This window comes from Cupriavidus sp. 21MJTG02-4 (assembly GCF_057798975.1).
In genome coordinates this window covers 131,999-146,088 of sequence record NZ_JBYOJP010000006.1, presented here as the reverse complement: position 1 = coordinate 146,088, position 14,090 = coordinate 131,999, and the positions used below count along the sequence as shown (strand labels likewise).

Sequence of the window (14,090 nt, the reverse complement as noted above, 5' to 3'; positions counted from 1 at the left end):
CGGCCGCGTCGCGTTGCTCATGCCGTATCGCCGCGGAAGCGGCCTTGATTCCGATGCAACAGACATACCAATCTCCCGGTACCGAAGATCGCCTCTCTGCGCTTTTACAGTGAGGGGTGTCGCCAGATGATGCATTTTCTACATTGAAAGCAGTAATTACGTTTCTTGCCCGAGCATAGCCTGACCTGGAAAAGGTAAGACAGTGCACATAGGCCGGCCTTCCTGCGTTGGTATGGCAGTTGCCTGTGCCAAGCAGGACCGGCTTGGAGAGCAGGCCCGGCTGAAGGCTGGCCTGCGGTGCCGATCGCCAACGGCTCAGATGGAGGAAAGCATGAGCAAGAAGATACTGATCTGCATGATGGTGGCGACCACCCTTGGCTCGCTGGCGGGCTGCAGCGCAACCGGCACGGCTTCAGGGTCTGGCGCCGGTACGGGCACGGTGACGGGTTCGGGCTCCGTCTCGGACAATACCGGCCGCTCAGGGTACGGCACCGCCCCGCGTTCCACATCGGGCGGGGCTACATCCAGTGGCGCCACCTCTGGCGGCACCTCGTCGACTTCGCCGCGCTATTGAGATCGCGTGGGGTAGAGAACAGAGTGTCTGCAAAACGGGCACCGGCAATTGTCGCCGGTGCCCGTTTTGCGTGATCGCCCCTGACCGTGCTGGCTAACGCGAAGCGGTGCCCGCACTGGCCGTCGTGCCGGCGGCCGCGGAAGCCGGCTTTGCCGATTGCGCGGGCGCTGCTTGCGCCGTTGCCGTGCGCTGCGACCAGCCACCGCCGAGGGCCTTGTACAGATCGACACGACTGGTCAGCCGCGCCAGCCGGATGGTGACCAGCGACTGCTGCGCCGAATAAAGCTGGCGCTGCGCGTCGAACACCGGGAAGTAGTCATCCACGCCATTGCGGAACCGCATTTCCGACAGGCGCCGCGTCTCGCCGATCTCGCGCGCGAGCGTTTCCTGCGCGGCGGCTTCGCGATCATAGGTCCCGCGCGCGGCAAGTCCGTCAGCCACTTCGCGGAAGGCCTGCTGGATCGTCTTCTCGTAGGCGGCGACGTTGATGTCCTTCTGCACCTTGGACGCGTCGAGCCTGGCCTGGTTGGCCCCGCCATTGAAGATCGGCATGGTGATGGCCGGTGCGAACGCCCACGCCATGCCGCTCGAGAACAGCCCCGCCAGCGCGGTGCTGGCCACGCCGATCGCCGCGGTCAGCGAAATGCTCGGGAAGAAGGCCGCGCGGGCCGCGCCGATATCGGCATTGGCCCCCTTCAGCCGGTGCTCGGCAGCCATGATGTCGGGCCTTTGTTCGAGCAGCGCCGACGGCAAACCGGCCGGCAACTCGGCGACGAACGAGGTGTTCTCGAACGGCTGCGGCGGCGGCAGGTCTGCCGGCAATTGCGTGCCGACCAGCACCGCCAGGGCGTTCTCGTCCTGCGCGACCTGGCGTGTGTACTGCTCCACGCCCACGCGTGCCGTTTCCAGCTGCGTCTGCGCGCGGTGCATGTCGATCTGCGCCATGCCGCCGGCACGCTTGCTGCGCTCGACCATCTGCACGGCCGACTGCTGCACGTCCAGCGTCTCCTGCGAGATCTTCAGCAACTCCTTGTCGGCCTGCAGCGTCAGGTAGGCGCTGGCGACTTCCGCCACCAGGCTGATCTGCGCGCTGCGGCGCACTTCCTGCACCGCCAGGTACTGCTCCAGCGCCTCGTGCTTGAGGCTGCGCACGCGGCCGAATACATCGAGTTCGAAGGCATTGAAGCCAACGCCGGCGGTGTAGGCATGGATCACCGATGACTGTCCGCCCCCCACCAACGCGCCGGGCACGCGCGTGGCGACCATGTTGGCACTGGCGTTGATCGACGGGAACTGCGCGGCGCGCTGGATCCGGTACTGCGCGCGCGCCTGGTCGATGGCCAGGGTCGCCATGCGCAGGTCGCGATTATTCGCCAGCGACAGTTCGATCAGCCGGCGCAGGCGCGGATCGGTGAAGAAATCTTCCCAGCCGAGGCTGGCCGCGGGCGTCTGCGTTTCGGCGAGCGTCTTGCCTGCCTGCCCACCTTGCGCGCCCGTGCCCTGGACGTAGGCCGGACCCGTCGGCCAGGCATTGGGCACCGGCTGGTCGGGCCGCTGATAGGTCGGCTCCAGCGTGCAGGCCGCCAGGGCAAGGGGTACCGCGGCCGCCGCAATACGCCGCAAGGGAAAGAAGGTCCGCATCTGTCGTGATTTCATAGAGTTCATCCGTGGTCAACCGGCAAAGGCGCGGCGCAGCAATTGCGCGATGGCGACGCGCGGGCTGCCCTGGTAGGCGATGTTGTGGGGGGGCTCGCTGAACAGCAGGCGGATCAGCCGGTGCCGTGCGGCCATGTCGGGCCGCAGCGCTATGCCGATCAGCCCCTTGCGCGTGCGCGCGACGCGGCAGGGCACCCAGCCCAATGGCGCCAGCCAGAACGCACCTTCTGCACCGTCCGTTGCGCTTCCCGCGTGCGGGCACAGCAGCGCCGCGCCGTTGCAGGAAAGATCCCGCGTGACGCCGACGAACTCGCGTGCCGTGCCATCGGTGCCGTGCAGCCGAAGCAGGGCCCGCGCCTGGTACGGAAAGCGCTCTTCCTTGCGCGGGCGCGGCAGCTCGAAGCAGACCAGCAGCGACGCCAGGTAGAGCACCATCGATACGATGGTCCACGTGATGTTGAACGCCACGCCCTGCGCGTCGGCATCGGCGGCCACGGCGCGTGCCAGTCCCATGCCGGCCAGCACGAACAGCGCGCCATACAGCACGGCGAACTTGCCGTGCACGACCACCTTCGAGCGGTCGAGCCCCTTGTTGGTGACCTTGAAGGGCCGCCCGAAGGGTTTGATCACCGCACTGGCCAGGGTCGCAGTGACCGCGACCGCGGCGACGATTTGCGTGACCTCCGTGAAGATCGGCATCGCGCGCGAACCGGTCACCCAGATGCTGTAGGCCCAGTACATCAACAAGGCCGGCACGCCGTAGGCCAGGAACTGCAGCGGATCGCCATAGAGCGTGGGGACATTCAGGTACCAGTACAGCAGCGGCCCGGCCAGCAGCATCAGCGTGAACGGACGGCTGAGCCAGTGCAGCAGCCCGTGGATGTAATGCAGGCGCTGCAAGCCCGTGTAGCCGCGACCGCGCAGCGGCCCGTCGGCGGTCAGCGCCACCTGGATCGTGCCCAGGCCCCAGCGGCTGCGCTGGCTGATGTATTCGGGCAGGCCTTCGGCGGACAGGCCCACGCTCAGCCGCTCGTTGAGCCAGCGCGTGACGTAGCCGTGCGGCATGAGCCGGTAGGTCAGGTGGATGTCTTCCGTGACGGTGCCGGTCGGGAATCCGCCGATGGCCTCCAGCGCTTCACGCCGCACCACGAACGAGGTGCCGATGCAGAACGCCGTGCCCCACGCGTCCTTGGCCGGCTGCATGATGTCGAAGAAGGCACGCTGCTCGTCGACCCAGCATTCGGTCGAGCGCAGGTTGTACTGGATCGGGTCGGCGTTGTAGTAGAACTGCGGGGTCTGCACGACGCCGACCTCCGGGTCCTTGAACAGGCCGACCGTGCGCAGCAGGATATTGCGGTTGGGCGCGAAGTCCGCGTCCAGCACCATGATGAACGGCGCGCCCCCGTCCGGCTGCGCCGAGCTGTGCTGCAGGCCGTTGTTGAGGTTGCCGGCCTTGGCGTGGGCGTTGTCGGGTCGCGTCACGTAGTTGACGCCGACGCGCTCGCAGTAGTCCTTCAGCCAGTCGCGCCGCGTATCGTCGAGCACCCAGACGCGGAAGTTCGGGTAGTCGATCGCCTGCGCCGAGACGATGGTCTTTTCCAGGACGTCCAGGCCCTCGTTGTAGGTGGCGATGAAAATGTCCACCGCGGGCGCGCGCCGGTTGCGCCGCAGCGCGGCCTCGCCGGCATCGGCGTCGGCACTGTGGTCCGAGGTGCGGGTCAGCGTGACGATGGAGATCAGCGTATAGGCGATCGTCATGGTCTCGAAGCCGAAGAACACATAGGCCCACAGGCTCGGGAAATCCATGCGCCAGTCGGGCAGCGTCTGCGAGAAGCGCCAGAAGTAGTACACGATCAGCAGGACCGCCGCCGCGGCGCCGAACAGCCACCGGTCGGCGGCGCGGTGGCGGTCGCCGCGCAGGCACAGCACCGCGATCAGGAAGGCGCCGGCGTTGATCTCCACCAGCATGCGGTTTTCAAGAAAGTAGGCGAACATCGTCACTCCCTGCGGATGTCGTCGGGTGAAGCCTGCGCCTGTGCCGTGCCGGTCTTGCAGGCCGGGCAGGCGCCACCAGGCTGGAACGGATTCCAGCCCGCGGCCGCCAGCACGGCCCAGGCCGTCGCGCCCAGGTGTGGCAGGTGGAAGTAGTAGAAGTCTTCGGTGGTCGAATCCGGACCGATCGACAGGCCCGTGCTGATGCGGGCTTGCGGCGTGGCGAACAGCATGCCGGACGGCGCGCGCTGCGCCAGCAGCAGCGGCCACAGCGCGCGGGTCTCGCCGTCGCGGCCGCTGGCGCGCAGCACCAGCGCGGCCTGGCCCGTGCCCTCGGTCCACACGCCGTCGGGCCGCGCCTTGAAGCCATAGCCGCCGCCCACCGTGTGGTGCGCGCGGGCCCAGTCCAGCGCGCGCCGCCATGACGCCGCCGACTCGGGCACCGCGATCAGCGGCCACAGCGATGCATCGAGTGCCGACGGCTCGCTGTTGAGCGCGCGCCCGTCGTCGCGCGTGCCGATCACGAAGCGGCCGTCGCCCGGCTGCCACATTGCATCGACGAAGCGGCGCGCGCGCTGCGCGGCGGCGTCCCAGCGCGGGTCGCTGGTGCGCAGCGCGAGCCAGCGGAACGCGGCATAGGCGTCGACATTGTGCTCGGTCGATTTCCAGCCCTGGCGCCGCGGCGTCGGCTCGTGGCCGAAGAAGCCGCCGATATAGCCGGCCGGGCTTTCGCTGCCGAAGGTCTGCTTGTCGATCCAGGTCATCAGCGTCGCCGCGGTGTCGAGGTAGCGGCGCTCATGCGTGGCTTCGTAGGTGGCCAGCAGCAGCAGCGCCGCCCACGCGACATTGCCGGTGGCGGTGCCGACCTGGTAGGCATCCTCGAACCAGCGCTGGCTGGGGGCGTCCCACCAGCCGGGCATCGGCACGGGCCCATCCGGCACGGCGCCGGCGCGATAGGCATTGCGCACGCGGCCGTCGTGGTAATGCCGGTCGCGCGTGACGCCCGCCACCACGCCGTCGGCGATGCGGCGCGCGGCGTCAGGCTGGCCGCACGCAATCAGCGCGACGCCTGCGAGCGCGTTGTCGTAGACGAAGGCGGATTGCTGCAGCGGCGGTGGCAGCGGCTCGCCGCCCGGTGCGGGTTCATAGCTGCCGACCATCGCCGGCCCCTTGCCCGGTATGGCGGCCACGCGCGCGCTCAGCGCCTTGCAGCCGTCGCGCAGCAGCTGCTCGCGCGATGACGGATCGGAAGCATTCGGAGGCGCTGCCATGGCCGTGCCCAATGCGGAGCAAGCCACCAGCGCCGCTGCCAGGCGCCGCACGTGGCGCGGGCCACGATGCGGCGGTCTGCGCGCAGGCAAGCGTGGAATCGGATAACGCTGCACGGTGATCTCCATCCTGCGGGCGCTCGTTCCACCCTGGGTTGATCGGATCAGATCAGGCTGCGCAGCCAGGAGCGGTCCAGGCTGACCTTGGCCCAGTGCCCCAGTGCGCACCGGTCGGTCTGGTGCGTGCCGGTCGCGGGCAGGTCCGGCAGCGGCTTGTCGAGGCGGGCGATCAGGTACACCTCGTTCTTCTCGATCGGCGGGAACGGCACGAAATAGCGGGCCTGGTCGCCGTCCGGCGCGCGCGGCAGGACTTCGGCCACCGAGCCCGGTACGGGCCTGGCGACACCATCCACCTTCACCGTGACGCGGGCGCCCGGCAGCAGGTCCTTGCTCAGGCTGCGCGGGAACACCGCAACCACGCGCGGCTGGCTGCAGGTGGTGGTGCGCATGAGCGTGGCGCCCGCGGCGACACGCGTGCCCGGGGGCGCCAGCACGTCTTCGACCACGCCGCCGGTATAGGCCTTGATCTCCAGGTTGGACACGCGCTCCAGCCGTTCCTGTTCGGTGCCGACCATCTTGTCGACGGACGCGCCGTACTCCTGCAGCTGCGTGATCTCGGACTGCAGCTGCGCGATGCTGGCGCGCAGTTCATCCTGGCGCTGCACGAGCGCACCGACGGCACCGTCCGCGCTGCTCATGTAGACCTTGCTGCGTGCGGCTTCGCTGCTGCCGCGCGCGCTGTCCAGTTCCGCCTGGATGGCATCACGCTGGCCCGACAGCACGGTCAGCTGGTTACGCGACGCATTGGTGTAGGCCTCGCTGACCGCGCCGGCCCATTGCATGGCCTGGTTGCGGTTGACCACGTCTTCCTGCTGGTCGATCTGCTGGCGCGCGACGGCCAGCTTCGCTTCGATGCCCTTGACGCGCGCCGAGTGTTCGCGCTGCGCCGCCGACTGATAGCGCTGGATGTCCTGGCCCGTCGATGCGAGACGGGCCTGGTCCGAAGCGAGCTTGGCCCTGGCGGCTTCCAGGCGCGTCTGGTTGTCGAGCTGCTTGCCGGTCAGCTCCGTCAGCAGCGCGCGGTCGAGGTTGGAGTTCTGCAGCGTCATGAGCGGCTGTCCGGCTGCAAACGTGCCGCCCACCGCGACCGTCTGGCGCGTGATGACGCCTTCGACGGGCGTGGTCACAAGATTCACGGGGCTGTTGACGACGGCGCGTTCCGAAGACCGGTTGAACACCGGTGGAAACATCACCGACAGGATGATCCAGATGATGAAGGCGACCATCCCGTAGCTGGCCAGGCGCGGGGCGATCTGCCACAGCGGACGCAGGCTGATTTCGCGGCTTCGTCGGCGCACCAGCGCTTCTTCCTGCCGGGACAGACGCGACTGCGGCATCTTCGTCGGCAACAAGTGCCTGGTATTTTTCGGGTCCGGCTTCTCGGGCTTCTTGTCCATGGTTTCCTCTGGCAAATAAAGCTGGTCCGCGCCGCCTCGGCAGGCACCGGGCAGCATGGGCGAGCGCTGTCGGCGCACGTGGCCCGCAGGCTGGCGCGCAAGCGCAGTCGTCATCCCCCAACACATTTTTTTATGCACCGCGTCCCGGAGCCTGTCTCGGCACGGAACGGACCTGCGTATCGGACCGGGCCAGCCGGTCCTGGAGTTGCCCGCGTCATCACCACAATGAACACCGCAGTGAATCGTGCGAGCAGGAAGAGCGAGGCGCGAACGCCATTGATCCCCGGGACTGTTGCAGCGCGACGTTGCTGCCCGGAGCGTTTCAAGGCTATGCAAGTTGCCGCATCACTGCTGTAAGAATGTGTAAGGGCCGCATGTCACACCACTTATCACGGCGCAAATCGCCGGCTCGATTTATGGTGAACATCGGCTGCGCGGAGGCGATGGGGATTTCATATCGCCCGCCTGCGCGATTCACGCAATCACGGCAAAATGCAAGGCCGGCACACTGCCGCGAATCTCGCCAATCCGGACATCGATCCACCCGATCCACCCCACAGGGAATTCTCCATGCCTGCCATTGCCACGCCCGACATGCCCTACCGCCGCCTTGGCGCCAGCAACCTCAAGGTCTCCGCACTGTGCCTGGGCACCATGATGTTCGCCGACCAGACCGATGAAGCCGAAGCCGCGCGCATCATCGGCAGCGCGCGCGAGCACGGCGTGAATTTCATCGACACCGCGGACGTCTACAGCAAGGGCGCATCCGAGCAGATGGTAGGACGCTTGCTGACAGACACCCGGCACGACTGGGTGCTAGCCTCCAAACTCGGCAACCCCATGCAGCCGGGTCCCAACCATTCGCACTATTCGCGCGTGTGGATCCTGCGCGAAGTCGAGGAGAGCCTGCGCCGCCTGGCGACGGACTATCTCGACATCCTGTACCTGCATCGCGACTACGCGGAAGAAAACCTGGAGGAAGCCGTGCGCGCCATGGGCGACCTCGTGCGTGCCGGCAAGATCCGCTACTGGGCCGTGTCGAACTTCCGCGGCTGGCGCATTGCGGAGATCGCCCGGCTGTGCGACCAGTTCGGCGTGCCGCGACCGGTGGCCTGCCAGCCCTACTACAACCTGCTCAACCGCATGCCGGAAGTGGAAATCCTGCCGGCGTGCGAACACTTCGGCCTGGGTGTGGTGCCGTACAGTCCGATTGCGCGCGGCGTGCTGACCGGCAAGTACCTGCCGGGCCAGGCGCCTGGCACCGGCACGCGCGCGGGCCGCGCCGACCGCCGCATGATGGAGACCGAGTTCCGCGAGGAATCGTTGCTGATCGCGCAATTGCTCAAGAAGCATGCCGAGGCGCGCGGCCTCACGGCGGGACAGTTCGCCACGGCGTGGGTGCTGGCCAATCCCATTATTTCGTCCGTGATCGCGGGGCCGCGCACGCTGGCGCAGTTCGAAGATTATTTCGGCGCGCTGAACGTGACCATTTCGCCGGAAGAAGAGAGCCTGGTGGATGGTCTCGTTCCGCGCGGACATGCCTCGACGCATGGCTACAACGATCCGAACTACCCGTTCTCGGGCCGGCCGGTAAGCGTCGCCGAAGCGCCATCCGCCTGACACCAGCGATCAAGTGGACGATGCGTGGCCCGGGGCTGGCGATGTTCTGTGGCAACAGTCGCGCAAAGCGTCTTGCTCCTACAGCGCTGCGCGCCCGTTCCTACTAATATTCAGTTAGAGCGGGTTCCGCGATAGGAGACCCGCTGCCCTTGCACTCGGGACCGGCGTGAAGACCGCGCCGAGAGTGCCGGTAGAAGAACGGGATGGCCAAAACGTGGCACGACGTGGCTGGATCTTCGCTGGCTTGGCAGTCGCCCTCTGTGGGGGCGGGTATGTCGTGTTCAGCCTTGTTTCGAATGAAGTGCGCAATTCGCAATGGCAGGCGCGCTACCTTGGCCGCTTTGCCAGCGAACTGACGTTCGACGTCCAGCCCGGGGCCAGCGACAGCATCCGCTTCCCGCATTCCGGACCGTACGACGACCGCATGGGCTATGGCCGGCTGCCGCTGTTTGCCAAGCGCCTGGGCGCGCGCGGCTACGTGCCCGCCGAACAGGCACGCATGTCGCCCGAAATGGTCCGGCTGATGGACCAGGGCATCTTTCCCCCTTACCGTGAAAAGAACCAGGCCGGCCTGGTGCTGCGCGACTGCAACGGCATGACGCTGGCGTTCGAGCGCTATCCGCAGCGCCAGTACGACGATTTCGCCGCGGTCCCGCCGGTGCTGGTGAACTCGCTGCTGTACGTCGAGAACCAGGGCCTGCTCAATCCCGAGTACCCGAGCATGAATCCGGCGCTGGACTGGAAGCGGCTGTCGCGCGCGGTGATCGACCGCGCGATCCGGCTGGCCGACCATTCGCATGATTCGCCGGGCGGCAGTACGCTCGCCACGCAGATCGAAAAATACCGGCACTCGCCCGAAGGCCGGACCCAGTCCATCCCGGAGAAATTCCGGCAGATGGCCTCTGCGTCGCTGCGCGCCTACATGGACGGCCCCGACACGCAGCGTGCGCGCGAACGCATCGTGATGGACTACCTCAATACCGTGCCGCTGTCGGCGCGGGTCCGCTTCGGTGAAGTCAACGGCATCGGCGATGCGCTGTGGGTCTGGTACGGCGAGGACTTCGGCGAAGCCAACCGCCTGATGAAGCAGATGGATCCGCGCGCGCCGACCGACCGCCAGGCGCAGGCGTACAAGCGCGCGCTGTCGCTGATCATCTCGCAGCGCCGGCCGTCCTATCACCTGCGGCGCGACGATACCAACCTCGACGCGCTCACCGGCAGCTACCTGCGGCTGCTGGCGGCCAACGGCATCATCACGCCCGAACTGCGCGACGCGGCGCTGCGGCAGCCGCTGGACAAGGCCGCGCCACCGGCCAGGCCGGAGCGCGAGCCATTTGTCACGCGCAAGGCGGTCAACCGCGTGCGCGCCGACATCGGGCGCCTGACCGGCGTGGACAGCCGCTACGACATGGACCGCCTGGACCTGACCGCCGACAGCACCATCAACCGCGAGGCGCAGCGTGTCGTCACCGATACGCTGCTGCGCATGAGCGACAAGAACGTCGCGCGCGCCATGGGGCTGTACGGCCACAACCTGCTGCGCGACCAGGACGATCCGTCCAAGCTGATGGCAAGCTTCACGCTGTTCGAGCGGGTCGGCAACGCCAGCGTGGTGCGCGTGCAGGCCGACAATATCGACCAGCCGTTCGACATCAATAGCGGCGCCCGGCTCAACCTGGGTTCCACGGCCAAGCTGCGTACGCTGGTGACCTACCTGGAGATACTGAGCGAGCTGCATGCGCGCTATGTTGGCATGAGCAAGGAAGAGCTGGCCGGCGTAAAAGTGGCGAAGCCGGACGCGCTCAGCCGCTGGGCGATCGACTACCTGTCCAAGGCGCGCGCGCCGCAGGACCGCACGCTGGCGGCCATGCTGGACGCCGCCATGGAACGCAAGTATTCGGGCAGCGCCGGCGAAGGCTTCTACACCGGCGGCGGCTTGCAGAGCTTCACCAACTTCGAGCGCTGGGAAGGCGAGCGCATCATGACCGTGCGCGTGGGCTTCCAGCACTCGGTCAACCTGGTCTTCATCCGCATGATGCGCGACATCGTGCGCTATGAGCTGTTCCACGGCAAGGTGGACATGAGCGACATCTTCGAAGACCGCAACTCGCCAGAGCGGCGCGTCTACCTGGAGCGCTTTGCCGACCAGGAAGGCAGCGCCTACATGACGAACTTCTACCAGCGCTACCGCGGCAAGGACGCCGACCAGCGCCTGGCCACGTTGCTGAGCCGCGTGCGCGTCAGTACGCCGCACTATACGGCGGTGCGCATGTCCGTGACGCTGCTCAGCGCGCGTCCGGATCTCGACGAGGAAAACTTCGAGCGCATCATGCGCGCGCACATGACGGCCAGGCAGCTCGCCGGCGAAGACCTGTCGGCGCTGTACAGCAAGTACGGCCACGACAAGTTCAACCTCAATGACCGCGGCTACCTGTCGCGCGTCCATCCGCTCGAACTGTGGATGGTCGAGTACATGGGCAAGAACCCGGACGCCACGCTGTCGCAGATCCTGGACGCCAGCAAGGACCAGCGCCAGTACGTGTACCGCTGGCTGTTCCGCTCGCACAGCAAGTACGGGCAGGACAACCGCATCCGCACGCTGCTGGAGCAGGAGGCCTTCCAGCGCATCGCCAAGCGCTGGCAGCGGCTGGGCTATCCGTTCGACGCGCTCACGCCTTCCTACGCCACCGCGATCGGCGCATCCGGCGACCGCCCGGCCGCGCTCGCGGAACTGGCCGGCATCATCCTGAGCGGCGGCATGGCCACGCAGACGGCGACCGTGCGCAGCCTGGACTTTGCCGCCAATACCCCGTACCAGAGCCGCTTCGTGCTGCAGCCCGAGCCGGGCAAGAGGCTGCTGGCGCCGGAGATTACGGCGCTGGTGCGGCGTTCGATGCTGGACGTGGTCGAACGCGGCACGGCCAAGTCGATTGCCGGCGCCTTCGTGGCACCGGGCAAGGGCGGCGCGCCGATTCCCATCGCCGGCAAGACCGGTACGGGCGACCAGCGCTTCCAGACCTATGGTCCCGGCGGGCGGCTGATCTCGTCGCGCTCGGTCAATCGTTCGGCCACCTTCGTCTTCACGCTCGGCGAGCGCTTCTTCGGCACCGTGACCCTGAACGTGAAGGAGCCCTATGCCGCGCGCTACAGCTTCACCAGCGCGCTGGCGGTGCGGGTGCTGCGCTACCTGGCGCCGCAGGTGGCGTCCATGGCCGCACCGGGCGGTGACCAGGCGCTGCTGCGTTGCCGCGACTGGTCGCAGGAGATGCGCCTGCCGCGGACCGAGGCCCAGGCGCCGGCGCCCGAAGGCGCCACCGCCTCGGCGGACCTCGTGAAGGTCGATCAGCCTCTGCGGCGCACCATGCCATAAAGCACGAGCAGGATGATCGCGCCGATCACCGACGCGATCCAGCCGGCCGGCTGCCCTGGCTGGTACCAGCCCAGCGAGCGGCCGATGAAGCCGGCCACCACCGAACCCAGGATGCCCAGCAGGATCGTCATGATCCAGCCCATCTTGTCGTCGCCAGGCTTGATGGCCCGTGCAATCAGTCCCACGATCAGGCCAACGAACACGGTGCCAAGGAATGCCATCATGATCTGCTCCGGCTTGTGGAAGGGATCGGGGCGGCGCTGGTCCAAACCTGGTCCGGACCGGGTCCGAACCGGGTCCGAACCGGGTCCATTAGCGGCGCCCGCTGCGATCCATAATAGACGCGGCCAAGGCGGGCAGCATGTCCGCGCTGTTGCGGGGCCTCGGCCGTTCAGCCGCCCGCCAGCCTGAACTGGCTCACCGCGTGGTGCAGGGCGGCGGCCTGGTCTTCCAGCGACGCTGCCGCCGCCGCGGCTTCTTCGACCAGCGCGGCATTCTGCTGCGCCATCTGGTCCATCTGCGACACCGCCTGGTTGACCTGTTCGATGCCGCCGGTCTGCTCTTCGGTCGCGGCCCGCATTTCGCCCATCAGGTCGGTGACGCGCTTGACCGCCTCGACGATCTCGTCCATGGCCTTGCCGGCGCCTTCCACCAGTACGGCGCCGTCTGCCACGCGCTGCGCCGAGTTGCCGATCAGCGCCTTGATTTCCTTGGCGGCCGTGGCGCTGCGCTGCGCCAGCGTGCGCACCTCGCCGGCCACCACGGCGAAGCCGCGGCCCTGTTCGCCGGCGCGCGCGGCTTCCACCGCGGCGTTCAGCGCCAGGATGTTGGTCTGGAACGCGATGCCCTCGATCACGGCAATGATGTCGACCACCTTGCCCGAGGCGTCCTTGATGTCGCCCATGGTCGTCACCACCTGGCTGACGATGCCGCCGCCGCGCACCGCGATCTCCGACGCGCCCTCGGCCAGCCGGCTGGCCTGGCGCGCATTGTCGGCGCTCTGGCGCACGGTGCTGGTGAGCTGTTCCATGCTGGCCGCGGTTTCCTGCAGCGAGGCCGCCTGTTCCTCGCTGCGGCGCGACAGGTCGGAGTTGCCGGTGGCAATCTGCTTGGCCGCCCCGGCGATGGCGTCCGCCGAGCCGCGGATGCTGCCGATCGCGCCGGTCAGGCGAGACTGCATCTGCTGCATGGCGAACAGCACGCTGTGTTCGTCGCCCTGACGCACGTCGACGTGGGTAGCCAGGTTGCCTTCGGCGATGCGCGCGGCAATCTGCGACGTGAGCGCGGGCTCGCCGCCGAGCTGCTTCTGCAGGCTGCCCGCCACGCGCAGCATGACCACCGTCATCAGCGCGCCCACGCCGAGCAGCAGGCCCAGCGCCTTGTACAGCGCGACGCGAAACTCGGCCTGGATGTCGTCCAGGTAGAAGCCGGCGACGAAGATCCAGTCCCATGGGCGGAAGTTCGCCACATAACTGAGCTTGGCCTGCGGCTCCGCGGCGCCGGGCTTGGGCCAGAGATACTCGACGAAGCCCTTGCCGGCGCCCTTGCCAATCGCGGCCATGTCGCGGAACAGGTAGGTGCCGTTGGCATCCTTGGTGTCCTCCATCTTCTTGCCGTTCATCTCGGTCTTGAATGGATGCATCAGCACCTGTGTGTCGGAGCGCATCAGCGTGAAGTAGCCATCGGCGCCAAAGCGCATGGCGCGCACGCGCGCCAACGCCTGCTGCTGTGCCTCTTCCTCCGGCAACTTGCCGGCCCGGGCCAGCGCTTCATACTCGGCCACGACCGACACCGCGGTGTCGGTCACGTGGGCCAGGTCCAGGCGGCGCTCCTCAAGGCGCAGCGCACGCATCTCCCACGCATTCCACAGCGTGATGCCAAGCAGGCAGACCCAGCTCAGCACCAGTGGCAGCAGTAGTTTTTTCCTCAGACTCATGTTTTGCAGCATTGCCTTGCTTCCTCCATACGCTCGGTGAGTCGGACTTTTTGCCGTCCGTCACCGCGATATCGGCGGCCGTCCTACTAACTTGATTGGGGTAAAACCACCCATGGAAGGGGGAGGGTCTATTTGCACGGCAAGAAGTGCAGACGTC

9 protein-coding genes are annotated in these 14,090 nt (G+C 67.4%); 3 read left to right on the top strand and 6 right to left on the bottom strand.

Annotated elements, in window-relative coordinates; genetic code table 11:
• Nucleotides 1-331 precede the first annotated feature (331 nt).
• Entirely contained in the window at nt 332-574 is a 243-nt protein-coding gene (locus AC3FKH_RS14370; protein WP_488676496.1) for a hypothetical protein, read from the top strand.
• 93 nt (nt 575-667) lie between these two features.
• Here AC3FKH_RS14370 and AC3FKH_RS14365 read toward each other — a convergent pair whose 3' ends face one another.
• The 4 genes from AC3FKH_RS14365 to AC3FKH_RS14350 all read right to left on the bottom strand — a co-directional run bounded on the left by AC3FKH_RS14365 (nt 668) and on the right by AC3FKH_RS14350 (nt 6,947).
• Entirely contained in the window at nt 668-2,230 is a 1,563-nt protein-coding gene (locus tag AC3FKH_RS14365; protein WP_488676494.1) for an efflux transporter outer membrane subunit, read from the bottom strand.
• A 15-nt stretch (nt 2,231-2,245) separates the two neighbouring features.
• On the bottom strand, nt 2,246-4,225 hold the full coding sequence (locus AC3FKH_RS14360; RefSeq protein ID WP_488676492.1) for a glycosyltransferase: 1,980 nt from the start codon (nt 4,223-4,225) through the stop codon (nt 2,246-2,248).
• A 2-nt stretch (nt 4,226-4,227) separates the two neighbouring features.
• Nucleotides 4,228-5,493: a hypothetical protein gene (locus AC3FKH_RS14355; protein ID WP_488676788.1), complete on the bottom strand. Its 1,266-nt coding sequence runs from the start codon at nt 5,491-5,493 to the stop codon at nt 4,228-4,230.
• Nucleotides 5,494-5,654: 161 nt separating this feature from the next.
• Entirely contained in the window at nt 5,655-6,947 is a 1,293-nt protein-coding gene (locus AC3FKH_RS14350) for an HlyD family secretion protein (RefSeq protein WP_488676787.1), read from the bottom strand.
• Between the two features lie 630 nt (nt 6,948-7,577).
• Here AC3FKH_RS14350 and AC3FKH_RS14345 point away from each other — a divergent pair.
• Both AC3FKH_RS14345 and AC3FKH_RS14340 read left to right on the top strand, forming a co-directional pair.
• Complete coding sequence (locus AC3FKH_RS14345; RefSeq protein ID WP_488676490.1) at nt 7,578-8,627, top strand: aldo/keto reductase; 1,050 nt, start codon at nt 7,578-7,580, stop codon at nt 8,625-8,627.
• Nucleotides 8,628-8,841: 214 nt separating this feature from the next.
• The gene (locus tag AC3FKH_RS14340) at nt 8,842-11,997 is read left to right on the top strand and encodes a transglycosylase domain-containing protein (RefSeq protein ID WP_488676488.1); all 3,156 of its coding nucleotides are present in this window, start codon (nt 8,842-8,844) and stop codon (nt 11,995-11,997) included.
• Here the strand turns inward: AC3FKH_RS14340 and AC3FKH_RS14335 are convergent.
• Together AC3FKH_RS14335 and AC3FKH_RS14330 are read right to left on the bottom strand one after the other, a co-directional pair.
• Nucleotides 11,970-12,221 (bottom strand): GlsB/YeaQ/YmgE family stress response membrane protein, encoded by a 252-nt coding sequence (locus AC3FKH_RS14335; protein WP_483712954.1) that lies wholly within the window; start codon nt 12,219-12,221, stop codon nt 11,970-11,972. The two genes, AC3FKH_RS14340 and AC3FKH_RS14335, sit on opposite strands and share 28 nt — an antisense overlap.
• A gap of 167 nt (nt 12,222-12,388) precedes the next feature.
• Complete coding sequence (locus AC3FKH_RS14330; RefSeq protein WP_488676485.1) at nt 12,389-13,945, bottom strand: methyl-accepting chemotaxis protein; 1,557 nt, start codon at nt 13,943-13,945, stop codon at nt 12,389-12,391.
• Nucleotides 13,946-14,090 lie beyond the last annotated feature (145 nt).